Below are 24,867 nucleotides of genomic sequence, written 5' to 3' on the forward strand. Positions count from 1 at the left end.
CATGAATTCTTTGCTCGGCCACAGGGATGGGCTTCTCCGCGGAAGGCGGGTAACGTCCGATCATGGACACGATGACCGTCGAGCAGAACGGCATCAACGCGGTTCCCGAGGCGGAGCGGCGCGGCCGCCCGGGTGACCTGTTCTGGCCGTGGGCCGCCTCCAACCTGTCCCTGTTCGGCATCGCCTTCGGCGTGTACATCGTGGGCCTCGGCCTCGGCGTCGTGCCCGCCGTCATCACCGGCGCCATCGGGTACGCGCTGTCGTTCCTGCTGGTCGGCCTGGTCGCGGTCGGCGGCGCGCGGTCGGGTGTGCCGACGATGACGCTGGGGCGGGCGCCGTTCGGGTACCAGGGCAACAAGTTACCCACGGTGTTCTCGTACATCTCGAACGTCGGCTGGGAGATTGTGCTGGTCACGCTGGCGGCGCAGAGTGGCGCGGCCATCCTGGCGCGGCTCGCGCCCGGCATGCCCAGCACGACCGCCACCGCGATCTGCTTCGCCGTCGCGGCCGTGGTGGTGATCGCGGTCGGCGTGTACGGCCACGCCATGATCATGGCCGTGCAGCGGTACCTGACGTACGCGTTCATCGTGCTGACCGTCGTCTACATGATCCTCATGGTGCCCAGGCTCGGTGTGTCACTGGAGACCACGGCCGGGCCCGGCGGCTGGGTGGGCGGGATCATCTTCGCGATGACCCTGCTGGGCCTGGGCTGGGTCAACTGCGGCGCCGACTACTCGCGTTACCTGCCCACGAGCTCCCCTCCGAGGTCGGTGGCGCTGTGGACGATGCTCGGGGGCGCACTGCCGCCGATGGTGCTGCTCGTGTTCGGGGTCCTGCTGGCAGGCGGCGATCCGCAACTGGCCGGGGCGGCCGGCGGCGACCCGGTGGGGGCGCTGGCGGGGGCACTGCCGACGTGGTTCCTGCTGCCGTACCTGCTGACCGCCATCGGCGGCTTCCTGTCCGGGGCGATCATGGACATTTATTCGTCCGGGCTGTCGATGCTGGCGCTCGGGGTGCCGATCAGGCGGCACTACGCGGTGCTGATCGACGGGCTGCTCATGGTGCTCGGCGGCTACTATCTGCTGTTCGTCTCCAGCAGCTTCCTCGCCACCTTCCAGGCGTTCCTGGCGATCGCCGGCGTGGTGATGGCGGCCTGGGTCGCGATTTTCCTGGTGGACATGTGGCGGCTGCGGGCCGGCGGCCAAGCCTACGACGAGCGGCTGCTGCGAGCCGGGGCGCCGGCCGTCAACTGGGCCGGCGTGTTGTCGCTGGTGGTGGCGTCGACCGTGGGGCTGGGGCTCATCACGTCCGCTGACCAGAACATCGCAACCGTGGTGGGCTTTCTGATGAGCGAGGAGCTGGAGAAGAGCACGTTCGGGGCGGCGAACATCGGCGTGGTCATCGCGCTCGTGCTGGCCGGGGTGCTGTACTACCTGATCACCGCGGTCGCGCGACCTCGCCGCACCGCTGACGCACCTGGCGGCAGCCGCTGAGCCGTTCACGCCGTGACGATGGCGAAGTCGGGCACCGGCCGGTCCAGCACCGCCACCAGCCGCCGCAGCGCCGACGTGTCGCCCTCCCGCTCCACCCCTTCGAAGCCCTTGCCCGACAGCAGGCCGAGCAGCTGCGGCTTCGTCAGCCGCAGCGTCAGGTCCGCGCCCTCGTCGGGCGGCTCGGCCTGGTGGATCAGCGCGCCGTTGGACAACGTCGTACGGTGCCGCTCCCCTAGGTCGGTCAGATCCCAGTCGATGGCCAGACGCTCGTGCCACGCCCGTGGGCCGTCCACGCGGATGGCGAGCGAGTCGAAGACCTGGTCCATGCTCAACGCGGCGAACAGGTCGGGCGAGACCGCGTCGGCGGTGGCGGGCACGATGCCGTCCGCCAGCTCCAGCGCGCCCATGAGGTAGAAGTTGCGCCACGTGGCGTTCTCCGCGCCCTGGCCGAGCCTGGTGTAGACCGCGGCGAGCAGGTCGCGGGCCTCCTTGTTGCCCTCGTCGGCGAAGACGGCGTGGTTGAGCAGCTGGGCGGCGAAGCGCAGGTCGTTCTCGGCCAGATAACGGCGGGCGAACTCGACCACGGCCGCGCCGCCGCCCAGGCACTCGACGTACCGGATCGCGCTCTCCCGCGCCGGATGCTCCCATAGGTGCGCGGGGTTGCCGTCGAACCAGCCGAGGTACCGCTGGTAGATGGCCTTGACGTTGTGACTGGCCGAGCCGTGGTAGCCGTGCGTGTGCCAGGACCGCTCGAGCTCGGGCGGCAGCTGCACGGCCTCGGCGATCTCGGCCGCCGTCAGGCCCTTGTTGAGCAGGCGCAGGGTCTGGTCGTGCAGGTAGGCGTACATGTCGCGGTGCCGGGCGAGGAACCGGGCGATGTCGTCGCGGCCCCACGTGGGCCAGTGGTGTGCGGCGAAGGCGACGTCGGCGTGGCCGGCGAACAGGGAGATCGCCTCGTTGAGGCACCGCGCCCAGGCCTTGGCGTCGCGGAACGGGCCGCCGCGCAGGGACAGGATGTTGTGCTGGTTGTGGGTTGCGTTCTCGGCCAGGTACAACGCGTTGCGGTCCAGGATGAGGAAGGCCATCTCGGCGCTGGAGCCCAGCTGGAAGACCATTCGTACGCCGTCGACCGTCTCCTCCTGCCCGGTGCGGGTGATCTCGACCGTGGGCGGGATGAGGGACAGGGTGCCCGTCGAGACGGTCATGCCGAGGCCGCAGCCGATCTGACCCTCGGGCGAGCGGGGCAGGGCCGGGCCGTACATGTAGACGGCGCGGCGGGTCAGCGCCGGGCCCGCGTACACGCTCTCCGACACCGCGTGCTCCAGGAACCCGGCTGGGCCCAGGATGGGCACCCCGCCGCGGGTGACGCCGCGGACGCCGCCGAAGTGGGCGGCGTGCGGGTGCGTGTAGATCACGCCGGTGACGGGACGCGCGCCGCGGTGGGCGCGGTACAACTTCAGCGCGGCGGCGGCGCACTCGGTGGAGATCAGCGGGTCGATCACGATGACGCCGGTCTCGCCCTCGACCAGCGTCATGTTGGACAGGTCCAGGCCGCGCACCTGGTAGATGCCGTCGGTGACCTCGTACAGACCTTGTTTGGCGCACAACTGCGCCTGTCGCCACAGGCTGGGATGGGCCGTCTTGGGGCACTCCCCCCGGAGGAAGTCGTAGGAGTCGCCGTCCCAGATCACCCGGCCGTCCGCTGTCTTGATCACAGCAGGGCTGAGCTTGGCGATGAAACCTCGGTCCGCGTCCGCGAAGTCGCCCTTGTCATGAAGTGGAAGGTCTGCCATGCCTAGCCGCATGCCCGGTATCCAGCCCGGATAGCTCAACAAAGGCCCCTAAGAGGATGAATCTCGGGCAATAAGGACATGCGATGATGTTGGACCTGTCGATGCCTACGGGAGGTGCCATGGAAGCGTGCGTGTTCGACCTCGACGGCGTGCTGGTCGATTCCGAGCCGGTGTGGGAGGAGGTGCGGCGGGCGTTCGTCGCCGAGCACGGCGGCACGTGGCAGCCGGACACCCAGTCCAGGCTCATGGGCATGAGCACCGGCGAGTGGGCCGCGTACCTGCATGAACTGGGGGTGCGGATGGCGCCGGACGAGATCGCACGCGGCGTGGTGGACCAGATGGCCGCGCGCTATCGCGACGAGGTGCCGTTGCTGCCGGGTGCGGTGGAGGCGGTGCGGCGGCTGTCCGGGCCGGTCACGCTGGGGCTGGCCAGCTCGTCGCCGCGCCGGCTGATCGACGTGGTGCTGGATGCGGCCGAGTTGAAGGAGTGTTTCGCCGTCACGGTGTCCACCGAGGAGGTGGCGCGCGGCAAGCCGGCGCCGGACGGATACCTGGAGGCGGCGCGGCGGATGAACGTCGATCCGCGCGGCTGCGCGGCGGTCGAGGACTCGAGCAACGGACTGCGGTCGGCGCATGCCGCCGGGATGCGGGTGATCGCCGTGCCGCACCCGCGGTACCCGCCCGCGCCGGACGCGCTTGCGCTGGCCTGGCGGGTGTTGCCGGGACTCGACGCGCTCACCCCCGACCTCCTCTCGTGAACTTGTGCACCTAGTGGCTATGCTCTGGGAACCGTGCGAGACATCACGGTTTTCAGCGGCACCGCCCACCCCGAACTGGCCGAAGAGATCTGCGCCCACCTGGGCACTCCCCTGCACCCGGTCAGGGTCAGCCGCTTCGCCAACGACGCGCTGGAAGTGCAGTTGCAGGCCAACTGCCGCGAGCGTGACGTCTTCCTCATCCAGCCGCTGGTGCCGCCCGTCCAGGAGCACCTGGTCGAACTGCTGCTCATGCTGGACGCCGCCCGTGGCGCGTCGGCGGCAAGAACCACTGTGGTACTGCCGCATTACGCCTACGCGCGGTCGGACAAGAAGGACGCGCCGCGGATCTCCATCGGCGCGCGGCTGGTCGCCGACCTGATGGTGGCCGCGGGCGCCGACCGGGTGCTGGCGATGACGCTGCACTCGCCGCAGGTGCACGGCTTCTTCAGCGTCCCCGTCGACCACCTGCACGCGCTGCGCGAGCTGGCCGCGCACTTCCGCCAGTACGACCTGTCGAACACGGTCGTCGTCTCCCCCGACCTCGGCAACGCCAAGGAGGCCGCCCACTTCGCCCGCCTGCTCGGCACCGGTGTCGCGATGGGCGCCAAACAACGCTTCAGCGACGACCGCGTGGTGATCAGCTCGGTCATCGGCGACGTGGAGGGCAAGGACGTCATCGTCCTGGACGACGAGATCGCCAAGGGGAGCACGGTCATCGAGCTGCTCGACCGGCTGCGCGAGCGCGGCGTGCGCTCGGTGCGCCTGGCCTGCACGCACGGGCTCTTCTCCAGCGGCGCGCTGGAGCGGCTGAGCGCGCTGCCCGAGGTCGTGGAGATCGTCTGCACGAACACCGTGCCACCGCCCAAGCCCAGCGACAAGCTCACGGTCCTGTCGATCGCGCCCGCCCTGGCCGAGGCCATGCGCCGCATCCACGACGGCGAGTCGGTGAGCGCCCTGTTCAGTACATCTTGACGACCTGCGCGGTCACGCGCCGCCCTTGGTGGGAGGCCAGGAAGGTGATCACTTCGGCCACGTCCTCCGGCTGCCCGACCGAGCGCAGCGGGCCGTGGGTGCGGGCCAGCTTCTCCACTTCCTCATTGACCCAGCCGGTGTCGGTGATGGGCGGGTGGACCATGTTGGCCGTGACACCGTACGGGCCCAGCTCGTGCGCGGCCGACATCGTGTAGCTTTCCTGGGCCGCTTTCGCGGCGCCGTAGGAGACCTCGGACGGGAAGCCCTGCGGCCCTTCCGAGGTCAGGCCGATGATCCGGCCCCAGGTGGCGCCGCGTTCGATGTGCCGCCGGGCGAACTCGGCGATCAGCAGAGCGGGCGCGCGTACGTCCACCGCGAACTGCCCGCCGTGCGTCTCGGCGTCCACCGGCCGGAGCGGGCGGCCGAAGCCGTCGCGTTCGGTCGGCGTGAACGTGTCGCTGCGCCAGCCGCTCGCGTTGTTGACCAGGATCTCCACCGGCCCGAACGCCTTCTCCGCCTGGTCGAACAGCACCTTAGGGGTCGCGGGGTCGGTCAGGTCGGCCTCGGCCGACTCGGCCTGGCCGCCGGCCTCGCGAATGCGACGCACCACGTCATCGGCCCCGGCGGCGCGGTGGCGATCGTAGGCCTCCGGATAGGCCGGATGGTCGAGCGGAGGAAGCCGCTTGTAGGTCACGAACACCGAAACGCCCTCGGCCGCCAGCGCGATCGCGATGGCCGCGCCGATGCCGTGATTGGCCCCGGTGATCAACGCGACCTTTCCAGCCAGCCGTGTATCGATCATAGTGGCCATCATGCATGTAGCGACCGACCGCCTGCTAAGGCATTTTCACGAAGCAGTGGAGCCGGCCGTTCCCCTTGTCGCGTTATGGGCGCATGGCTCACTGGCGACCGACGACTACCAGCCGGGCCTCAGCGACCTGGACCTCATCGCCGTCGTCGGCGAGCCGATCACGATGGAGCAGTGGCGGCGACTCAAGGCCCTGCACCGGGCCATCGACCTGCCACTCGCGGACAAGCTGCACTGCTCGTACATGGCCAGGCAGGAGCTGGCGGACCTGTCGGCCGAGCACGTGACGTGGGCGCACGAGCGCATCTTCCGGCGCCCGGTCACCGCCGTCACGCGGCGCGAACTGCACACCAAGCCCCTGGAGCTGCACGGTCCGCCGCCCACCGGCCTGCTGCCCCAGGTGTCGGACGCGGAGCTGGCCGAGTTCGTCCGGGCGGACCTGCGGGACTTCTGGCTGGACAGGACGGGGGGACGGCGGCGGTGGTTGCACGACATCTGGGTGGATCTGGGCATGGTCACGGTCGCCAGGGCCGTGGTCACGCTGCGGGACGGGCGGCTGATCAGCAAGCGGGAGGCCCTGGAGGTGCTGCACGAGCTGGGCGCGCCCGCGATCGTGGTGGCCGACGTGCGGGCCCGCAGGTACGGCACGACGGCGCCGCCGCTGAGCCGGTTCAGGAGGGCCAAGCTGGCCCGCGCGTTCATCAGGTCCACGATCACGAGGGTTCTAGGATCGCCGTGAGCCTGGTCAGCGCCTCGGTGATCTGGGCGGGGGTCAGGCCGAGCACCGAGCGCTGATAGCTGTACACCTCGGGGGCCAGAGGCGCGAGCAGGACGTCGACCAGCGCGTCGGGGCCGGGCGTGCCGGCGGCGACCAGGAGCACCCGCACGTGTGCCCGCCAGAAGCCGTACGCGCCGGTCTCGAAGCGCGAGCGGCCTACTTCCGAGCCGAGCACCAGGTGCGCGTGGTCCTCCAGCAGCCGCACCATGGCGGCGTAGAAGGCGGCCAGCCGCGCGGCGGCGGGCGCACCCGGGCCCAGCGGCGGCTCGCCGCGCAGCAGCCGTTCCTGAAGCTCCCGTTCGTGCTCGTCGAGCAGCGCGACGGCGATCGAGGCCCGGTCCGGGTAGCGGCGATAAAGCGTGCCCCGGCCCACCCCCGCCCTCCTGGCGATGTCGTCCATCGTCACGTCCTGCGGCGCCTTCTCGGCGAAGAGCTGGGCTGCCGCTTCGAGGATCCGGGCGCGGTTGCGCGCGGCGTCGGCTCTCTCCATGACGCCCATTGTAGGTGGACACGTTGTCCGGTTATATTGAACCGGACAGCGTGTCCACTTATTGGAGAGATCATGTTGCTGCATCTGGACGCCAGCGCACGCCGCGCGGCGTCGTTCTCGCGCAGGTTGTCGAGCGTGTACGCCGAGACCTGGCGAGCCGCCAACCCACAGGCCGGGTACGTCTACCGCGACCTGGCCGCACAGCCTGTGCCGCACATCGGCGAGGCTTGGACGGAGTTGTGCGACTACATCCTTGAGCACGAGATAACCGAAATTTCGCGTTACGAGGAGGCGGTTCGCACGCCCGCCCACCGCCGGGCGTGGGCCGTCGTGGAGCCGCTGCTGGCCGAGGTGGTGGCGGCCGAGGTGATCCTGATCGGCACGCCGATGTACAACTACTCGATCCCCTCATCGCTGAAGGCCTGGCTCGACCAGATCACGTTCCCCAAGATGTCGCTCGCAGGCCGCTCGTTCGTGGTGACCGGCGCGCGCGGCGGCGCGTACGGCCCGGGCACGCCCCGCGAGCCGTACGACCACCAGGAGCGTTACCTGCGCGACTTCTTCAAGGGCCACTTCCGGGTCGAGGACGTGACGTTCATCCACGCGGAGCTGGTCAATGCCCGCCTCGACCCGGCGCTGGCCCACATGCGCGGCCGGCACGAGGAGTCCCTGGCGGCGGCGCTGAAGGAGGCGGCCCGATGAACTGGCTGATCCTGATGCTGGCCGGGCTGGTGGAGGTGGCGTGGTCGCAGAGCATCAAGCCGACGCACAACTTCACCAGACTCGTGCCCACGCTGATCTGCCTGGCCCTGATGGCCGCCGCCGTCTGGCTGCTGTCGCAGGCCATGAACACCTTGCCGGTCGGCACCGCGTACGCGGTCTTCACCGGCATCGGCGCCGTCGGCGCGATCACCCTGGGCATCGTGCTCAACGACGACCCCGTCTCAGTGGGCAGGATGACGGCGCTCGCGCTCATCGTCGGAGGGATAGTGTTGGCCCGAGTTACCACCTGAATCAGCGGAAGGGCGACATATGGGGGAGAGCAGGCAGTCCTATCTGGCCGCCGCGGCGTCGGCCGTGTCGCTCCTGCGCGACCCGGCCGTGGCCGGGGCGTGGGACAAGCCGAGCGCGCTCACGGAATTCAGCGTCGGCGGACTGGCCGGACACCTGGCCCACCAGATCGTGAGGGTTCGCGACGCGCTGGCGGCCGACAACGGAGCCGTCCAGGAGCCGATCGGGCTCATCGAGCACTTTTCCAGGTCACCATGGGTGCAGGCGGGCCTCGACCACGAGAGCAACGTCTTCGTCCGGCGGGGCGGGGAGGCGGCCGCCGCCGACGGGCCGGTCGCGCTGGTGGAGCGCACGCAGGCACTGCTCGACCTGCTGACCGCCGCACTGCCCGCCGAGCCCGCCGACCGGGTCGTGCACCTGCCGTGGGCGGACTGGTCGCTCACGCTGGACGACTTCCTGCTGACCAGGCTGGTCGAGCTGGTCGTGCACTCCGACGACCTGGCCGCCAGCGTGGGCGTCGAGACGCCTGCCCTGCCTGAGTCGGTCATCGATCCGGCGGTCGAGCTGCTGGCCCGGCTGGCCGTGCACCGGCACGGGGCCACGGCCGTCATCCGCACGCTGAGCCGCGCCGAACGCGCGCCGGCCACCATCAGCGCCTTCTAGGAGGCGATCATGCGCAGGGCCGCGACGACCTCGCGGCCCGACAGCGCACTGTCCGGGTCGAGCAGCCATTGGGACAGGAACCCGGTCAGCATGGCCTGGTAGAACGTCCCGGTCAGCCGCTCACGCTCAGGATCGCTCCCCGGCTCGATGCCCTCGAACAACTCGGTCAGCCCCAGCCGCGCCTCCTTGATGCCGTGGACGAGCTGTTCGCGTACCTCTGGTATGTGATCGATCTGCCCCAGCAGCTCGAACTGGGTCACCCACAGCGGCCGCAGCCGCGAGAACGACTCCACCACCCGATCCCACGCCGCCTCGAACCGCTCAAGCGGCGTGGCGTCCTGCTTGACGTCGGCCGACAGAGTCGCGCCCAGGTCGTCGCCCCACTCCCGCATCACCTCGAACAGCGCCTCGTTCATCAGGGCGTCCTTCGACCTGAAGTGGTAGCCGATGCCGGCCAGGCTCACGCCGGAAGCGTTGGCGATGTCCCGCGCCGTCGTGCGTGAGTAGCCCTTCTCGATCAGGCACCGCTTCGCCCCTGCCAGGAGATCTTCTCTGTTTCCCATACCCAGAGAATAGCACAATCGTCCTAGACAGACGTCTGAGACAGATGTACTGTCATTGGCATGACGAACATTCTGATCTCCGGCGCCAGCATCGCCGGCACGACGACGGCCTACTGGCTGCGCAGGCACGGCTTCACCGTCACCGTGGTGGAGCGGGCGCCCGCCCTTCGCGAGGGCGGCTACAAGATCGATATCCGGGGCGCGGCGCTCCAGGTGATCGAGCGCATGGGGCTCATGGACGCGGTCCGCGCCAGGAGCACGGACATGCGGGTCGCCACCCACTACGACGCCAAGGGCAGGCCGGTCGCGACCATGGACGCCGCCCTGTTCGGCGGCCGCACGGGCGACGACGTCGAGATCATGCGCGGCGACCTCAACGAACTGCTGTACGAGCTGACGCGCGACGAGGTCGAGTACATCTTCGACGACTCGATCACCGGCATCGCCGACGACGGCACGGTGACCTTCGAGCGCTCGCAGCCGCGTGCGTTCGACCTGGTCATCGGGGCGGACGGCGCCCACTCCAACGTCAGGAGGCTGGTCTTCGGCGAGGAGGAGCGCTTCGCCCGCCACCTCGGCCACTACATCTCGATCTGCACGGTGCCCAACACGCTGGGCCTGGACCGCGAGGAGGCGGTGCACGCGGCGCCGGGCCGGACCGCGAACGTCTACAGCACCCGCCAGGACACGGGCGCCAAAGCGTTATTCATGTGGTCGTCGCAGCCGCTGGCCTACGACCACAGGAATGTGACCGAGCAGAAGGAGCTGCTGGCGCGGGCCATGGACGGGACCGGCTGGGAGGTTCCCGGGCTGCTCGCCGCCGCGCGGGACGCCAAGGACTTCTACTTCGACTCGGTCGGCCAGATCCACATGGACCGGTGGTCCAAGGGCCGGGTGGTGCTCGTGGGCGACGCGGCGTACTGCGCCTCTCCGGCCTCGGGGCAGGGCACGAGCCTGGCGATCGTGGGGGCGTACGTGCTGGCCGGCGAGCTGGCCGCCGGCGACGGCGTAGACGGGTACGAGCGGGAGCTGCGCGGCTTCGTCGCGGCCAACCAGGCGCTCGCCGAGGCCAATCTCAAGGGCATGGTGATCCCGTCACGCCTGGCCCTCTGGGTCCAGATCAAGGTGATCAAGTTGATCCCGCACCTGCCTGGACGCGACCGGATGGTCGAGCGGATCGCGGGGCCGATTCACCGAGCCGCGAACGCCATCTCACTCAAGAACTATATGGAATGAAGCGTTCCGTTCTGCTATAGTAAGAGCAGAACGTTCCGTTCCGAAAGAAATGGATTTCATCATGACCTTCCTCGTCACCGGAGCCACCGGGACCGTCGGCCGACTCGTCGTCGCGGAGCTCCTCGCGGCCGGACAGCAGGTGCGTGCCCTGACCAGGAACCCCGCCAAGGCCGAGCTGCCCGAGGGCGTCGAGATCGTCGCGGGTGACCTTGCCAGGCTCGACACGCTGGCCGACGTCTTCGACGGCGTCGAGGGCGTGCACTTCATCAACTTCGCGGGTGACGACTACACACCTCTGCCGGACGGCGCCGGTTTGGTGAAGCTGGCCGCCGAGGCAGGCGTGCGGCGGGTCACGGTGCTCGGCGGGCGCGCGGACGGCGAGTTGGAGCAGGCGCTGGCCGCCACCAACATCGAGTGGACGCTGCTGCACCCCGTCGAGTTCATGTCCAACACGCTGCGCTGGTGGGCGCACACGGTCAGGACGGAAGGCGTCATCAAGGAGCCGTTCGGCGACCGGCTGAGCGCGCTCGTGCACGAGCGGGACATCGCCGCCGTGGCCGCGACGGTGCTGGTCCAGGGGGGACACGGCGGCAGGACGTACACGCTGACCGGGCCTGAGGCGATCACGCTCAGAGAGAAGGTCGCGATCCTGGGCGCGGCGATCGGCAGAGACGTACGGTTCGTGGAGCTGACCGTGGACGAGGCGCGGGCCAAGTGGCGCCTTGACGGCATGGGCGAGGAGACCATCGAGTTCCTCGTCAACGCGCTCGGCAACACGCCGGAGGTCGGCTACACCGTGGTCCCGACCGTGCGAGAGATCACCGGCCGGGACGCGCGCAGCTTCGCTCAGTGGGCCGCGGAGAACGCCGACGCCTTCCGCGTGTGATCGGTGACCTCGGGATAGGCCTCGACCGGCGTGTTCCTGCCGCGTAGGTGCCGGTCGAGGAAGGCGGCGAGATGGGCGCGGGTGATACGCAACGCCCGCGCGCCGTCGAGCTCCTGGGCGGGGATGCCGAGCGGCGGCCTGAGCACGGCGTAGTCGACGAACGCAGAGTGGTCGGTCCCCGCTACCGTGATCCAGCTCTTCGGCCCGGTCATGCCGGCCCAGGACTTCTTCCACGACTGATCGCTCCCGTCCGGCGTGCGCTGCGGCGGGGCCCCGATGAGCAGGAACGGGCGGTCCAGGCGTGCGACGATCGGCTGGAAGGAGCCGTCCAGGTTGGCGCCTGCCTTGATCCGCGGATCGGCCGCCATGGCGTGGGCGGCGCTGTTGCCGCCCATCGAGTGGCCGACCATGGCAATCCTCGACCGGTCGATCGCCTTACCCCAGCGGCCCTCGGCCAGCTCGTCCAGCACGAACCGCACGTCCACCACCCGGCTCGCGGCGACCTTCGCGCCGTCCTGGCCCTTCACGCACGCCAGGCAGGTGGTGGTCCGCCCGTCGGGGAACGTGGTGGCCACCGACTCGTACGTGTGCTCCACTGCCGCGACCAGGTATCCCCTGCTGGCGAGGTCCTCGCCCAGCGAGGTGAGGCTCGCCCGCGGGAAGCTGAACCCGGGCGACATGACGACGAGCGGCAGGCGGCCTCCGCGTACGGGGGCGTCGCGTCTAGCGTGCGTCTCGACCTGGGTGAGGGCGTCCGGGGGCACGTTCTCATAGGGCTTGAGTATGGCGGCCGACTCCTGCGGGGTGACGTAGGGCGCCGGTTCCCCGGTGGCCTTGCGGGCGGGGTACCAGAGCGTGACCAGGAGCTCGCGCTCCCCGGCCTTCGGGTTCCACGGGTCGGGGCGGCTGGAGTCGATCAGATGCAGGCTCGTCGTGCCGACGGGCTTCGGGCCGGTCGGCTCGGGCAGGGCGAGGTCGGTCGCCGGAGTCGTGTGCGCGGCGAGAACGATCAAAGACAGAGCGATCATGGGCTCCACGATCGCGGCCAGAAGGGCCCGGCCGTCCGCCCCGATCGTCGACCGGCTCTTACTACTTTCGTCGTAAAGGGTTTTCCGGTCGGGCCCATACGCTGGTGGCCATGCGGTTCGTTCTGCTCGGCGCGGGTGTGTTCGGGCTCTCCCTGCTCGGCGCGCACGGGCAGGCCGGGGTGCCGTCGGACCTGCCGCTCCCGGTGCTGGTCGCGGTGACCGCCGCGGCGGGGCTGGCCGCCTGGTGGACGCGGCGGTCGTGGTGGCCGCTGGCGGTCGTGGCGGCCGTCGCGTACGCGTGGCCGGCGATGTGGCCGCCGCTGCTGGTCGCCTCCTATTATGCGGGCCGCACGCTGACCAGGAGCCGCGACATCGCCGCCTACCTCGGCGGCTGCCTGGTGGTGTGCGGGATCTCCACGGCCGTGAGCGAGTGGCAGGAGCGTCCAACCACCGGACTGGGCAACGCGCTGATGATGGCGCTGGTCGTGATCGGGCTGCCGTTCGCCGTCGGCCTCCTCGTCCGCGCCAGGCGCGAACTGCAGAGGCGGTCGGAGCACGAGCAGATCATGCGGGCCGAGCAGGCCAGAGCGCAGGAGCGGGCCAGGATCGCCAGGGAGATGCACGACGTCGTCGCCCACCGGGTCTCGCTGATCGTGCTGCACGCCGGGGCGCTGGAGGTACGGGCGACCGACGAGGAGACGGCCAGGACCGCCGCCATGATCGGCGGGATCGGCCGGGAGGCCCTCACCAACCTGCGTGACGTGCTCGGCGTGCTGCGCTCGTCCAAGACCGACGACCAGCCGCTGCCCACGCTCGCCGATCTCGACCGGTTGCTCGACCAATCCCGCGCCCTGGGCATCGCGGTGACCAGGCACGACGAAGGCGACGTGCGGCTGGTGGAGCAGGCTGTGGAGCGGACCGCGTACCGGGTGGTGCAGGAGGCGCTCACCAACGTGCACAAGCACGCCGGGGATTCCCGCACGGACGTGCGCATCCGCTACGGGCCGGACGAGCTGGAGGTGGAAGTGCACAACCAGGCGCCGACGGCACCGCGTCAGGAGCTGCCCGGCGCCGGCTGGGGCCTGGTGGGACTGCGGGAGCGGGTGGAGCTGCTCGGTGGCACGCTGCGCACCAGCGCGGAGGAGGGCGGCGGTTTCCTGGTGCGCGCCAAGATCCCGGCGGCCGTCGGTCGGTGGACCGCATGATCAGAGTGCTTGTCGTCGACGACGAGGAGCTCGTACGGTCGGGGCTGCGGCTAATCCTCGAAGCTGCGGGCGACATCGCGGTCGTCGGCGAGGCCCGGGACGGAGCCGAGGCCGTGTCCGCCGTTGCGCGGCTACGGCCGGAGGTCGTGCTGATGGACGTGCGCATGCCGGGCATGGACGGCCTGACCGCCGCCGCCCACCTGCTGTCCCAGCCCGGCGCTACCAAGCTGATCATGCTGACCACGTTCGACCTGGACAAATATGTGCACGAGGCGCTGCGCCTGGGCGCCGTCGGGTTCCTGCTCAAGGACACCCCGCCGAGGGACCTTGCCGCCGCTGTCCGCACGGTCGCCGGCGGCCAGGCCATGCTCTCCCCCTCGGTCACCAAACGCCTGATCGCCTCGTACGCCGACCGCAGACCTTCACGCGCCGAGACCGCCCGCAAGCAGCTCGCCACGCTCACCGGCCGCGAGGAGGACGTGATCAGGGCGCTGGCCCGAGGCCTGTCAAACGCCGAGATCGGCCGCGAGCTGCACCTGACGGAGGCCACGGTGAAGGCACACGTCAGCCGCATGCTGGCCAAGCTGGGCCTGGCCAACCGGGTCCAGGCGGCCATCCTGGTCCACGACGCCGACCTGGGCTGACCGTCTAACTCGTGATCAGGCCGAAGACGGCGATGCACAGCGCCATGCACGCCACCATCACCAACGCGCCCGCGATGTTCGTGAAGACCGAGCCGCCCCCGCTGGGCGACAGCCAGGACGTGAAGGTTCTGTTGACGAGCGGCATCATCAGCCACGTGAGGATGGAGACACTCAAGCCGTTGCTGATGAACATGGCGAGGTATCCGGGCAGGCGCACCGCCTCGAACGCGCGGCCCACCGTCAAATTCAGGATCATCACCGTGGGATAGAGGCCCAGCAGCACGGACATGGCTTGCTTCCAGTTGGGCGGGGGTTCTCGCGCCGCCTCGCCGTTGAACCGGAACCAGCCGCTGAACGCCGACTTGACCGTACGCACGTCGAAGTCGGCGAAGTAGTGGCGCCCCTCGTCCAGGAGTTTCCTGCGGGTGCCGGACTCGAGCCAGTCGTCGAGGTGTTCCCGGGTGTCGTAGCGGAACATGACGACCCAGTGCTCCTGGACACCCGGCACGGGCTCGAACGCTTCGAACCCCAGGAATCCGGGGAACTTCTCCTGCGCCTTGCGCACCTTGTCCTGCCAGCGCTGGAAATCACGCTCGCGCCCCTGCCGCACGTTGTGGGAGATCACTGCCGTGACCGCCTCCCTCGCCGGCGGCTCCCCCGCCAGGATCTCCAGCTCCGAGGGCTTGTCCAACAGCGGGCGAACCTCCTCGAGCAGTCTTCTTCGCGTTTCCGAATCCAGCCACCCGGTCAATTCGGCGGTGCTCGAGAATCGGAACACGACCACCCAGACATCCTGCTCGCCAGGAATTGGCGGATAAACGTCCGAGCCCTGAAAACCAGGAAAGGAGCGCATGGTGTCATTTATCTTCTGCTGCCAGCGCCGATAGTCCACCTCGCGGCCTTCGCGGACTTTCGAGGAGATCACCACGGTGGCGACACCGCCTCCGGGTCCACGGTGCACATAAGGCTTCACCTGGGCAAGTGTAGTCCAGGGCACCCAGGGAAGAAATGCGCCAACGAATCCACCACAACGGTTGATCAGGGTCGAAATTTCAGTTGTTTTTTACCTGCCGGAGGTCATCAAATGACACCCAAGGATTTCATGGCCGAAGCCGTACGGCTCGCCACCGAGTCAGTGACTCATGGATGGGGCGGTCCGTTCGGCGCGGTCATCGTCAAGGACGGAGAAATTGTGGCCCGCGGCCAGAATCGTGTCCTCCTCACCGGCGATCCGACCGCGCACGGCGAAGTCGAGGCGATCCGCAAGGCCATTCAGGTCCTCAATCCGCAGGCGCCCTCCGTCCCGGAGGAACACCAGAACGAGTCGACGCTCGAGCTCGTACCACGCCCCGCGGGATCGCCCGACCCGCTGCCCGAGCGGGCCAGGATGCTCATGGGCTGTTCCCTCTACACGAGCGGCTATCCCTGCCCCATGTGCATGAGCGCCATTTACTGGTCAAGGATCGACGCCGTGCACTTCAGCTCGGACCTGGAGGCGACCCGGAAGATCGGCTTCGACGACGCCTTCCAGTACGAAGACTTCACGAAACCCTACGACCAGCGCAAGATCGAGCTGGATCAAATCCATCCCGAGCTCGGCGCCCAAGCGTACGCGACCTGGGCGAACAAGCCCGACCATCACCCCTACTGAACGACAGCGTCCGCGTAGTAGCAGGCCGCCTGCGCATCGGGCACCGCGGGCAGGATGGCCAGTGGCTCCGCCCGGCACTTGGCGTCCACCCCGGCCTCGGCCGCCCGCCCGGAGGCGAGCACCTGACAGCGAGCGTGGAAGCGGCACCCGCCGGGGATCCGCGTCGGGTCCGGCGGCTCGCCGGTCAGCACCACCCGCTCCGGGGACTCGGGCAACACCGACAGCAGCGCCTGCGTGTACGGGTGCCGCGGCGCGGTCAGCACCTGCTCGACAGGCCCGGACTCGACGATTCTGCCCAGGTACATCACGGCCACCCGGTCCGCGATGTTCCACGCCAGCCCCAGGTCGTGGGTGACGACCAGCGCCGACAGGCCCAGCTCCTCCCGCAGCTTGAGCAGCAGGGCCAGGATCTCACCGCGTACGGAGGCGTCGAGCGAGGCCACCGGCTCGTCGGCGACCAGCACCTTCGGGTTGAGCGCCAGCGCGCCCGCGATCACCACGCGCTGCCGCTGCCCGCCGGACAACTCGTGCGGGTAGCGCAGGAAGAACCGGTCGGGCGGCCGCAACCCCGCTCTGGACAGGGCCGTGGCCACGACCTCACGCTCGTCCGGCAGGCCGTGGATGCGCGGGCCCTCGGCGACGGCCTCGTAAACCGTGTGCCGGGGGTTGAGCGAGCCCGTCGGATCCTGCAGGACGAGCTGCACCTGCCGGCGGTAGGCCTTGAGCGCCCTGGAGGAGTAGTCCAGCGCGGCGCCGCCGTAGCGGACCTCACCGGAGGTCGGGCGTTCGAGGCCGAGCAGGGTGCGGGCCAGCGTGGTCTTGCCGCAGCCGGACTCGCCGACCAGCGCCACGATCTCGCCCTCGCCGATCGCGAGGTTCACGCCGTCCACGGCGCGGGCGCGGCGGCCGCGGGAAGCGAAATCGACGTGCAGGTCACGGGCTTCCAGCAAGGTCGGCCGCGTCGTCGAGACCGCCTCGGCGGCGGTCTGCGTCTCTGTCATGAGGCCTCCTGTACATGCACGCAGGCCGCGGTACGGCCCTTGCCGGCCGCCCAGAGCTCCACGTCCATGGTCGCGCACTCCTCCAGCGCGACCGGGCAGCGCGGGTGGAACGAGCAGCCGGTCGGCAACTGCATCGGGTCGGGCGGGTCACCGCCGAGCCCCTTGGGCGCCAGCCGCGACGCCGGGTCGCCGACCGTCGGGAACGCCGCCGCCAGCGCTCGGCTGTAGGGGTGCTTGGCGTCGTGGAAGACCTCGTGTGACGGGCCGTGTTCGACGACACGGCCCGCGTACATGACCGCCAGCTGGTCGCACACGTCGGCGAGCACCGACAGGTCGTGCGAGATCATGATCAAGGAGATGTCGTGCTGGGCCACCAGGTCCTTGATCAGCGTGAGGACCTGTGCTTGGACCATCACGTCGAGCGCGGTGGTCGGCTCGTCGGCGATGATCAGCCGCGGCGAGCAGGCCAGTGCCATCGCGATCATCACGCGCTGCCGCTGCCCGCCCGACAGCTCGTGCGGGAAACTGCGGGCCCGCCAGGCCGGCAGGCCGACCTGTTCGAGCAGCTCGGTGACGCGCTTGCGGGCGGCGTCCGGCTTGGCCAGCCCGTGCACGAGCAGCGGCTCGGCGATCTGGTCGCCGATCCTGCGTACCGGGTTGAGCCCGTGCTGGGCGCCCTGGAACACGATCGAGGCCTCCGCCCAGCGCACCGCCCGGATGCGGCCCCACTTCATGGTGAGGACGTCATCACCGTCGAGCAGGATCCGGCCGCCGACGCGCGCGTCCCGGGGCAGGAGCCGGAGCAGCGCCATGGCCAGCGTCGATTTGCCGGATCCCGACTCGCCGGCGACTCCGAGTGCCGCTCCGGAGTCCAGCGTCAGCGACACGCCGCGCACCGCGGGCACCTCGCCCGAGGCGATGCGGTACGTCACCGACAGGTCGTCGAGTTCTAGGAGACTCATGCGGCCCTCCTGAGCCTCGGGTTGAGCACGGCCTCCAGGGCCCGGCCGACCAGGGTGAACGCCATGACGACGGTGAGGATGGCCAGGCCGGGGATGAGGATGTACCACCACGCGCCCTGGGTGGCCGCGCCGTAGTCGTACGAGCCGCGCAGCATTGTCCCCCAGGAGGTCTTGTTCGCGCTGGCGCCGAGGAAGGCCAGCGTGGACTCGGTGACGATGGCGCTGGAGCACTCCAGCGTCGTGCTGGCCAGCAGCAGCGGCGCCACGTTCGGCAGCACGTGCCGGGTGGTGATGTGCCAGTGCCCGGCGCCGAGCGCCTTCGACCGCTCGATGTACGGCCGAGCCTCGACGGCCAGCGTCTGGGCTCGGATCAGTCGTGCGGTGGAGGGCCACGTCGTGATCCCGATCGCCATGATGATCGTGAACGTGCTGCCGCCCAGGATGGCCGCCAGCACCAGGGCTGTGACCAGCGACGGCAACACCAGGAACCAGTCGGTGACGCGCATGAGCGTGCCGCCGAGCCAGCCGCGGAAATGACCGGCCGCGACGCCGACGACGAGGCCGATCACGATGCTGAGCAGCGCGGCCAAGAAGCCGATCAGCAACGACGTGCGCGAGCCCCACCAGACCATCAACAGGATCGAGCGCCCTGATTCGTCGGTGCCGAACGGCTCGCTCAGGCCGGGTGGCGCCCACTTCTCGCCGGTGCCTCTGACGACGCTGGTCACGTCCTCGCTGATGAACAGCGGCGCGATCAACGCGAGCGCCACGGCGGCGACGAGTACGACCAAGCCGATCATGCCGGCGCGGTGATTGCGGAAATCGGCCCAGAAGCGACTCAACGCGAGCCGCCTGCGGGCTCCGGCGACGCTGGTCATGCTGCCCTCACCCGCGGGTCGAGGATGTGGTAGACCACGTCGGCCAGTGTGTTCATGATGATCACGGCAACGGTGATCAGCATGAACGTGCCCTGCATGAGCGTGAAGTCCGGCACTCTGACCGCCTCGTAGAACAGTTGCCCCAGTCCGGGCCAGGTGTAGATGGTCTCCACGGTGACCGCGCCGCCGACCACGAAGCCGATGCGCATGAACACCAGCGTCACCGTGGGCAGCAGCGCATTGGGCACCGCGTGGTGGCGGCGGACGTCGTCGTCGCGCAGGCCCTTGGCACGGGCCACGGTGATGTAGTCCTGGCTGACCTCCTCCAGCAGCGACGACCGCATGACGAGGAGGTACTGCGCGTAGACCACGGCCACCAGCGTCAGGCACGGCAGCACCATGTGGGACGCCACGTCCAGGATGTAGGCGAACCCGTCGGGCGCGTCCACACTCTCGATGCCCCGGAACGGGAAGATGCCAGGGATCGGCCCGATGCCGACGCCGAACACCATCATCACCAGCAGCCCGAGCCAGAACGTCGGCACGGACCACAACGCCAGCGACGCACCGGTGGAGAACCGGTCGAACCTGCTGCCGTGCCGCCACCCGGCCCGCGTCCCCTGCCAGATGCCGAGGCTGACCGCGATGACCAGGCCCGTCCCGGCCAGCAGCAACGTCGGGCCGAGCCGCTCGCCGATCAGGTCCAGGACCGGCCGCTTGTACTCGTACGAGGTGCCCAGGTTGAGCCTGAGCGTGTCGCCCACGAAGTCGAGGAACTGGTCGATGAGCGGCTTGTCGAGGCCGAGCCGGCGGCGTTCGAGATCGAGCTGCGCGGGGGTCATGTTGCGGCCCTGCGCGAGGTTGCGTACCGGGTCGCCGGGCAGCAGCCGGAACACGAAGAACGTGCCGACGATCACCATGGCGATGCTGAACAACGCCCCACCGGCCTTCGACAACGCGTACTGCAGCGTGCCGCGGCCAGTGGGGCGGTCGTCACCAGGGCCCGCCGCCTGGACGGCGGCGGGCTCTGCTGCTTCGAGAGGAGTCGTCATTCGCGTTCGTCGGCGGTGCTCTTGCGCCGCCTGGTCAGGAGGAAGGCCGCCAGGCCCACGACCACCACGCCGCCGACGATACCGGTGATCAGTCCGGTGTTGGAGCCGCCGCCGCTCGCGCCGCCGCCCGTCGCCGTGGCCTTGACGTCCACGGTGTAGAACGGCCAGTAGCCGCTGCCGCCGTACAGCAGGCCCTTGGTCTCGGGGATCGGGGTGATGCTGGTGACCCGGTCCTTGCGATAACCCTCGAGGTCGTTCGGGTAGTAGATGGCAATGATCGGCGCCTGCGTGTAGAGCCGCTCCTGCATCTGCTTGAGGATCTCGGCGCGCTTGGGCCGGTCGAGCTCCTTCAACTGGTCCTGATAGAGCTTCTCGAAGGTCTCGTCGCAGAAGAACGACTCGGTGCCGCCGCCCTCGCCGCCTGGGGCCGGCCTGCGGCTGCACAGGTGCGTGGCGAAGACCTCTTCGGGGTCGGGGTTGACCGACCAGCCGCTGATCGCGATGTCGAACAGGCCGGTGACGCCGGTCTCCTCGCTGAACTTGCTGGAGTCCAGCTTCTTGGTGGTCAGCGTGATGCCGATCTCCTTGAAGAAGCCGGTCAGGTATTCGGCGAGCTTGTCCTCGATCGGGGTGTCGGTGTGGATGCTGAAGCGGAACTCCAGCTTGCGGTCGCCGTCGGGCATCGTGCGGATGCCGTCGGCGCCCTTCTTGTAGCCGGCGTCGTCGAGGATCTGGTTGGCCTTGGCGGGGTCGTAGCCGACCTTGGTGTCGCCGCTGGCCTCCCAGAAGAAGTCCGTGTACATGGGCGGCACGATCGAGCCGTCGGCCGGCTTGGCCAGGCCGTTCTGGACCTCGGCGACCAGCTTCTGCTTGTCGATGGCGTAGTGCAGCGCCTGACGGACCTTGAGGTCCTTCAGCGCCGGGTGGCCGTCGCCGACGGGCTTGTCGTCGGTCGTGGTGGCGCCGTGGTTGATCTGCAGGTACGCCGCGCGGCGACCCTGGGTGTTCCACGCCTCGATGTTCGGGTCGTTCTGGATGGCCTGGAACTCCGGCGGCGACAGGCGGCCGATCAGGTCGATGTCACCGTTCTTCAGGCCCGCGATGGCGGCCTGGGGGTTGTCGTAGAAGATGACCTGCAGCTCGTCGATCTTGGGCTTGCCACGCCAGTAGTTCGGGTTGGCCTGCAGCTTGACGTACTGATCCTTCTTGTGCTCGATGGCGATGTACGGGCCGCTGGTCACGCTCGGGTACTTCTCGGCGTCGTAGTTGGCCATGTCGGTGACCGACTCCCAGACATGCTTGGGCATGATCGGGACCGGGTTCTCCAGCATGGACGCCTGCGGAGCCTTGAGCTTGATGGTCAGATCCTGACCGCTGGCCGTGACGCTCTCGAAGTTCTCCACCGCCGGGCCGTTGGCGGTCTTGGCGGCCTCGTCCGTCATCATCTTGTTGAACGTCCAGGCCGCGTCCTCGGCCGTGATCGGCTTGCCGTCCGACCACTTGGCGGCGCGGATCTTGAACGTCCAGGTGAGCCCGTCATCGGACGTGGTCCACGACTCCGCCAGGTCGGCGCTGGGCTGGAGGGTCTTGGAGTCGGGGACGGTGAGAAAGCCATACATCCAGCGGTGGATCGACGTCGAGACCAGGCGGACGGCCAGGAACGGGTTCATCGAGTCCATGGCCTGCGTCGCGCCGACGCGCATGGTCTTCTTCCCCGCCGACGGGTCCTGGGCAAGGGCCGCGGTCGTCCCCTGACCTGCTACTAAAAGCGCTACGCCCAGCACAGCCAGGCGCGCGAACCATTTCCTCATAAGTGCCTCACCTTCAGGCGGGGGGTTCCTGTGTAGAGACAGGCAAACCATACGAAGACCGTGTGTCAACGCGTGGCGGAAAATTGTTTCATCTTCGTATCCTTTGGCGGTGTAAATTTTCAGGCCCTTTGGGACTACCGTGAGCTGGGTGCCTCGCCTGCCCGTCGCCCTCGCCGCCGCCCTGACGATCGCGGCCGGATTGGGGGTGCGGCTGTTGTGGGACGGCCCGGTGTCCAAATACGCGGGCGATGCTCTCTACACCGTGCTGATCTACGCACTCGTCCTGTTCGCCCGACCCCGGATGCGGCCGTGGGCGGCGGCTTCGGTTGCCGCCGGGCTGAGCTGGACCATCGAGTTCGCCCAGCTCAGCGAGATTCCGACGCCCCTGCGGCTGGTGCTCGGCAGCACGTTCAACCCGCCCGACCTGCTCTGGTACGCGGTGGGCGCGGGCGCCGCGTGGGGCGCGCACGCGCTCTGGCTCAGGCGCCGCACGGCCCTGATCACCTCGGCGAAGCGCACCACACCGAACGGCTTCCATCGGCCCGCGGACGGCAAGCCGATGGAAGCCAGGACGAACATGCGAGACGCGGCCTCACGGCCGCCTGCTCCCCCTCACGGGGGTGACGCCCGCCGCGCCAGGTGAAACACGACAGGTCTCCCCTGGTCACTCTGGCCCGCCCGCTCAGCGGGACAGGCCCCAGCCTTCAGGCCGGGGAGCGAGTGACGCCCTCCACTTGGTACGCAGAGTAACTATATACCTACCTGTAGTACAGGCGCATACATCAGACCCCGGCGGATAGGTGGAGGGAAACACGTGGGGAGGAGTTCACATGCTGAACGGCAAGACCATCGCGTTCCTGGTCGCTCCCGAGGGAGTGGAGCAGGTGGAGCTCACCGAACCCTGGAAGGCGGTCAAGCAGGCCGGCGGCACGCCCCGGCTCATCTCCACCGAACGGGGCCAGGTGCGGGCCTTCCACCATCTGGACAAGGCGGACACGTTCGCCGTTGACGACACGGTGGACAGCGCCGAAGCAACCGCCTTTGGCGGCCTCGTACTCCCAGGGGGTGTCGCCAACCCCGATTATCTGCGTACGGTGCCACAGGCTGTGCGGTTCGTCCGCGCCTTCTTCGACGCGGGCAAGCCGGTGGCGGCCATCTGCCACGCGCCCTGGACCCTGGTCGAGGCCGACGTGGTACGCGGACGTACGCTCACGTCCTGGCCCAGCCTCCAGACCGACCTGCGCAACGCCGGAGCGACCTGGGTGGACCAGGAGGTCGTGGTGTGCACGGACGGCCCGAACACGCTGGTCACCAGCCGCAAGCCGGACGACCTCAAGGCGTTCTGCCAGGCAGCGACCGACGCGTTCGGCGAGTGACCTACCGCCCGCGGTCCGCCGGGCCGCGGGCTTCTTTGTGCCCTGACCGCTGCGAAACTCGCCTGTAACGCCTTGTCACCTGAAAAGAAATGGTCTAGATGTAGTCCAATTGGAGCGTCCTCCGCGCCCCCCAAGGAGACCCCATGACCATTGACGAGGATTCCAGGCGACTCGCCGAGCTCGGCTATAAGCAGGAGCTGGCCCGGACCTGGAGCGGATTCTCTAACTTCGCCATCTCCTTCTCCATCATCTCGATCCTCGCCGGCTGCTTCACCACGTTCGGACAGGCCTGGAACAACGGCGGCCCCATCGCCATCTCCTGGGGCTGGCCGCTGATCTCCTTGTTCATCCTGATCATCGGCTTCTGCATGTCGGAGCTGGTGTCGGCGTATCCGACGGCGGGCGGCATCTACTGGTGGGCCGCCAAGATGGGCAAGCCGATCCACGGCTGGTTCACCGGCTGGCTCAACCTGATCGGCCTCATCGCGGTCACTGCGTCGGTCGACTACGGCTGCGCGACCTTCCTCAACATCACCCTCAACCGGCTGACCGGCGGCGCTTGGGAAGCCACGCTCCCCCAGGCGTTCCTGCTGTTCGTGATCATCCTGGCGCTGCACGCCCTGATCAACATCTACAGCCACAAGCTGATCTCGGTGCTGCAGAACGTCTCGGTCTGGTGGCACGTCGCGGGCGCCGCGATCATCGTCGCCATCCTGATCTTCGCGCCCAGCCAGCACCAGTCGGCCGACTTCGTCTTCTTCGGCACGAACAACAACTCCGGCTTCGGCGACGGCTCCGACGGTCTCCCCTTCTGGCTGTACGTGCTGCCGCTCGGCTTCCTGCTCACCCAGTACACGATCACCGGCTTCGACGCCTGCGCGCACGTGTCGGAGGAAACGCAGGGAGCCGCCAAGAGCGCGGCACGCGGCCTGTGGCAGTCGATCTTCTACTCGGCCATCGGCGGCTGGATCCTGCTGCTGTCGTTCCTGTTCGCCGCCACGAACGTGGACGAGCTCAACAAACAGGGCGGATTCGTCGGCGCCATCTTCGAGACCGCCTTGTCGTCGCCGCTGGCCACGGCGATCTTCGCGATCTCCACGATCGGGCAGTTCTTCTGCGGGATGAGCTGCGTGACCTCGATGTCGCGGATGACGTACGCGTTCTCGCGTGACGGCGCGATTCCCGGATGGCGGCTGTGGTCCAAGGTGGACCGCAACCGCACCCCCGTCAACGCGATCCTCGGCGGCTGCGTGGCGGCCGCGCTGATCACGCTGCCCGCCCTGTACGCCCCTCCCGGATTCACCACGCCGGTCGCCTTCTACGCCGTCGTGTCGATCGCGGTCATCGGGCTCTACCTGGCGTTCCTGATCCCGATCTGGTTGCGGTTGCGCATGGGCGACGACTTCCAGCCCGGCCCGTGGACCCTCGGCAAGAAGTATCGGGTTCTGTGCTGGATCGCCTGCGCCGAGATCGTGATCGTCTCGATCTACTTCATCATGCCGTTCTCGCCGGCCGGCGTGCCGGGCAACGCCGACTTCACGTGGACGTCGGTCAACTACGCGCCGATCGCGGTGGGGGTCGTGCTGATCGGCATCGCCCTGTGGTGGGCGTTGTCGGCCAAGCACTGGTTCACGGGTCCCCGCCGCACCGTCGACGAGGTCCCGGCGCCCTGATGCCTTGCGGGTGGGTACGGCTTCTCCGAGCCGTACCCCCTTGCTTGCAACCTGCTATCGACCGCCGACGGCAAGCTGGCCGGCAGCGTGCACAACGCCGACGTGCAGGTGTTTCCCCGCAGCTGATCCCGGCCG

At 68.9% G+C, this 24,867-nt stretch carries 26 protein-coding genes and 1 pseudogene; 15 read left to right on the top strand and 12 right to left on the bottom strand.

The window, feature by feature from the left end; all coding sequences use genetic code 11:
* Positions 1-62 precede the first annotated feature (62 nt).
* The gene (locus ACTWPT_RS52280; RefSeq protein WP_443185037.1) at positions 63-1,493 is read left to right on the top strand and encodes a purine-cytosine permease family protein; all 1,431 of its coding nucleotides are present in this window, start codon (positions 63-65) and stop codon (positions 1,491-1,493) included.
* A gap of 5 nt (positions 1,494-1,498) precedes the next feature.
* Here the strand turns inward: ACTWPT_RS52280 and ACTWPT_RS52285 are convergent, their stop codons facing one another.
* Positions 1,499-3,286, bottom strand: coding sequence for an alkyl/aryl-sulfatase (locus ACTWPT_RS52285; protein WP_443185038.1), 1,788 nt, complete (start codon positions 3,284-3,286; stop codon positions 1,499-1,501).
* Between the two features lie 119 nt (positions 3,287-3,405).
* Between ACTWPT_RS52285 and ACTWPT_RS52290 the strand changes: the two genes are divergently transcribed.
* Together ACTWPT_RS52290 and ACTWPT_RS52295 are read left to right on the top strand one after the other, a co-directional pair.
* A complete protein-coding gene (locus ACTWPT_RS52290) occupies positions 3,406-4,044 on the top strand; it encodes an HAD family hydrolase (protein ID WP_443185039.1) in 639 nt (212 codons plus the stop codon).
* Between the two features lie 33 nt (positions 4,045-4,077).
* Positions 4,078-5,016, top strand: coding sequence for a ribose-phosphate diphosphokinase (locus ACTWPT_RS52295; RefSeq protein ID WP_443185040.1), 939 nt, complete (start codon positions 4,078-4,080; stop codon positions 5,014-5,016).
* Here ACTWPT_RS52295 and ACTWPT_RS52300 read toward each other — a convergent pair.
* Complete coding sequence (locus tag ACTWPT_RS52300) at positions 5,003-5,818, bottom strand: SDR family NAD(P)-dependent oxidoreductase (RefSeq protein WP_443185041.1); 816 nt, start codon at positions 5,816-5,818, stop codon at positions 5,003-5,005. The two genes, ACTWPT_RS52295 and ACTWPT_RS52300, sit on opposite strands and share 14 nt — an antisense overlap.
* Positions 5,819-5,828: 10 nt before the next feature.
* Here ACTWPT_RS52300 and ACTWPT_RS52305 point away from each other — a divergent pair, with 10 nt between their 5' ends.
* Entirely contained in the window at positions 5,829-6,563 is a 735-nt protein-coding gene (locus ACTWPT_RS52305) for a nucleotidyltransferase (protein WP_443185042.1), read from the top strand.
* Here the strand turns inward: ACTWPT_RS52305 and ACTWPT_RS52310 are convergent.
* Positions 6,538-7,092, bottom strand: coding sequence for a TetR/AcrR family transcriptional regulator (locus ACTWPT_RS52310; protein WP_443185043.1), 555 nt, complete (start codon positions 7,090-7,092; stop codon positions 6,538-6,540). The two genes, ACTWPT_RS52305 and ACTWPT_RS52310, sit on opposite strands and share 26 nt — an antisense overlap.
* A 72-nt stretch (positions 7,093-7,164) precedes the next feature.
* Between ACTWPT_RS52310 and ACTWPT_RS52315 the strand changes: the two genes are divergently transcribed.
* From ACTWPT_RS52315 to ACTWPT_RS52325, 3 genes are read left to right on the top strand one after another with little or no spacing between them, the layout of a single operon-like run.
* Positions 7,165-7,794, top strand: a complete 630-nt coding sequence (locus ACTWPT_RS52315; protein WP_443185044.1) for an FMN-dependent NADH-azoreductase — start codon at positions 7,165-7,167, stop codon at positions 7,792-7,794.
* Positions 7,791-8,105, top strand: coding sequence for a DMT family transporter (locus ACTWPT_RS52320; protein ID WP_443185045.1), 315 nt, complete (start codon positions 7,791-7,793; stop codon positions 8,103-8,105). The genes ACTWPT_RS52315 and ACTWPT_RS52320 overlap by 4 nt, the downstream gene beginning before the upstream one ends.
* 19 nt (positions 8,106-8,124) lie before the next feature.
* On the top strand, positions 8,125-8,766 hold the full coding sequence (locus ACTWPT_RS52325) for a maleylpyruvate isomerase N-terminal domain-containing protein (RefSeq protein ID WP_443185046.1): 642 nt from the start codon (positions 8,125-8,127) through the stop codon (positions 8,764-8,766).
* Here the strand turns inward: ACTWPT_RS52325 and ACTWPT_RS52330 are convergent.
* Positions 8,763-9,329: a TetR/AcrR family transcriptional regulator gene (locus tag ACTWPT_RS52330; protein WP_443185047.1), complete on the bottom strand. Its 567-nt coding sequence runs from the start codon at positions 9,327-9,329 to the stop codon at positions 8,763-8,765. The genes ACTWPT_RS52325 and ACTWPT_RS52330 overlap by 4 nt on opposite strands.
* 60 nt (positions 9,330-9,389) lie before the next feature.
* Here ACTWPT_RS52330 and ACTWPT_RS52335 point away from each other — a divergent pair, with 60 nt between their 5' ends.
* Positions 9,390-10,565, top strand: coding sequence for an FAD-dependent monooxygenase (locus ACTWPT_RS52335; RefSeq protein ID WP_443185048.1), 1,176 nt, complete (start codon positions 9,390-9,392; stop codon positions 10,563-10,565).
* 61 nt (positions 10,566-10,626) lie between these two features.
* Positions 10,627-11,451: an NAD(P)H-binding protein gene (locus tag ACTWPT_RS52340; RefSeq protein ID WP_443185049.1), complete on the top strand. Its 825-nt coding sequence runs from the start codon at positions 10,627-10,629 to the stop codon at positions 11,449-11,451.
* Here the strand turns inward: ACTWPT_RS52340 and ACTWPT_RS52345 are convergent.
* A complete protein-coding gene (locus ACTWPT_RS52345) occupies positions 11,412-12,479 on the bottom strand; it encodes an alpha/beta hydrolase family protein (protein ID WP_443185050.1) in 1,068 nt (355 codons plus the stop codon). The two genes, ACTWPT_RS52340 and ACTWPT_RS52345, sit on opposite strands and share 40 nt — an antisense overlap.
* A 110-nt stretch (positions 12,480-12,589) precedes the next feature.
* Between ACTWPT_RS52345 and ACTWPT_RS52350 the strand changes: the two genes are divergently transcribed.
* The gene (locus tag ACTWPT_RS52350) at positions 12,590-13,684 is read left to right on the top strand and encodes a sensor histidine kinase (protein ID WP_443185051.1); all 1,095 of its coding nucleotides are present in this window, start codon (positions 12,590-12,592) and stop codon (positions 13,682-13,684) included.
* On the top strand, positions 13,681-14,328 hold the full coding sequence (locus ACTWPT_RS52355; protein WP_443185052.1) for a response regulator: 648 nt from the start codon (positions 13,681-13,683) through the stop codon (positions 14,326-14,328). Before ACTWPT_RS52350 ends, ACTWPT_RS52355 begins: the two co-directional genes overlap by 4 nt.
* 4 nt (positions 14,329-14,332) lie before the next feature.
* Here ACTWPT_RS52355 and ACTWPT_RS52360 read toward each other — a convergent pair whose 3' ends face one another.
* Both ACTWPT_RS52360 and ACTWPT_RS52365 read right to left on the bottom strand, forming a co-directional pair.
* Complete coding sequence (locus ACTWPT_RS52360) at positions 14,333-15,019, bottom strand: antibiotic biosynthesis monooxygenase (protein ID WP_443185087.1); 687 nt, start codon at positions 15,017-15,019, stop codon at positions 14,333-14,335.
* A gap of 36 nt (positions 15,020-15,055) precedes the next feature.
* A pseudogene (locus ACTWPT_RS52365) lies at positions 15,056-15,325 on the bottom strand (antibiotic biosynthesis monooxygenase); the annotation flags it as partial.
* An 87-nt stretch (positions 15,326-15,412) separates the two neighbouring features.
* Between ACTWPT_RS52365 and ACTWPT_RS52370 the strand changes: the two are divergent.
* Positions 15,413-15,979, top strand: coding sequence for a nucleoside deaminase (locus ACTWPT_RS52370; RefSeq protein ID WP_443185053.1), 567 nt, complete (start codon positions 15,413-15,415; stop codon positions 15,977-15,979).
* Here the strand turns inward: ACTWPT_RS52370 and ACTWPT_RS52375 are convergent.
* Genes ACTWPT_RS52375 through ACTWPT_RS52395 form a run of 5 tightly spaced genes read right to left on the bottom strand, consistent with a single transcriptional unit; the run spans position 15,973 to position 21,683 of the window.
* Positions 15,973-16,980: an ABC transporter ATP-binding protein gene (locus ACTWPT_RS52375; RefSeq protein WP_443185054.1), complete on the bottom strand. Its 1,008-nt coding sequence runs from the start codon at positions 16,978-16,980 to the stop codon at positions 15,973-15,975. The genes ACTWPT_RS52370 and ACTWPT_RS52375 overlap by 7 nt on opposite strands.
* Positions 16,977-17,942 carry an ABC transporter ATP-binding protein gene (locus ACTWPT_RS52380; RefSeq protein WP_443185055.1) on the bottom strand — a complete coding sequence of 322 codons (966 nt, stop codon included), beginning with the start codon at positions 17,940-17,942 and terminating at the stop codon, positions 16,977-16,979. The genes ACTWPT_RS52375 and ACTWPT_RS52380 overlap by 4 nt, the downstream gene beginning before the upstream one ends.
* Positions 17,939-18,820, bottom strand: coding sequence for an ABC transporter permease (locus tag ACTWPT_RS52385; RefSeq protein ID WP_443185056.1), 882 nt, complete (start codon positions 18,818-18,820; stop codon positions 17,939-17,941). The genes ACTWPT_RS52380 and ACTWPT_RS52385 overlap by 4 nt, the downstream gene beginning before the upstream one ends.
* Positions 18,817-19,872: an ABC transporter permease gene (locus tag ACTWPT_RS52390; protein ID WP_443185057.1), complete on the bottom strand. Its 1,056-nt coding sequence runs from the start codon at positions 19,870-19,872 to the stop codon at positions 18,817-18,819. The genes ACTWPT_RS52385 and ACTWPT_RS52390 overlap by 4 nt, the downstream gene beginning before the upstream one ends.
* Positions 19,869-21,683 (bottom strand): ABC transporter substrate-binding protein, encoded by a 1,815-nt coding sequence (locus ACTWPT_RS52395; protein ID WP_443185058.1) that lies wholly within the window; start codon positions 21,681-21,683, stop codon positions 19,869-19,871. Before ACTWPT_RS52395 ends, ACTWPT_RS52390 begins: the two co-directional genes overlap by 4 nt.
* A 148-nt stretch (positions 21,684-21,831) precedes the next feature.
* On the opposite strand from ACTWPT_RS52395, the gene ACTWPT_RS52400 reads away from it, so the two are divergent.
* The 3 genes from ACTWPT_RS52400 to ACTWPT_RS52410 all read left to right on the top strand — a co-directional run bounded on the left by ACTWPT_RS52400 (position 21,832) and on the right by ACTWPT_RS52410 (position 24,732).
* Entirely contained in the window at positions 21,832-22,326 is a 495-nt protein-coding gene (locus ACTWPT_RS52400; RefSeq protein WP_443185059.1) for a ribosomal maturation YjgA family protein, read from the top strand.
* Between the two features lie 187 nt (positions 22,327-22,513).
* A complete protein-coding gene (locus tag ACTWPT_RS52405) occupies positions 22,514-23,059 on the top strand; it encodes a type 1 glutamine amidotransferase domain-containing protein (RefSeq protein WP_443185060.1) in 546 nt (181 codons plus the stop codon).
* A gap of 143 nt (positions 23,060-23,202) precedes the next feature.
* Complete coding sequence (locus tag ACTWPT_RS52410) at positions 23,203-24,732, top strand: amino acid permease (protein ID WP_443185061.1); 1,530 nt, start codon at positions 23,203-23,205, stop codon at positions 24,730-24,732.
* Positions 24,733-24,867: the final 135 nt, after the last annotated feature.

Origin of the sequence: Nonomuraea sp. 3N208, assembly GCF_052245935.1 — a bacterium.
Taxonomy (GTDB): domain Bacteria; phylum Actinomycetota; class Actinomycetes; order Streptosporangiales; family Streptosporangiaceae; genus Nonomuraea.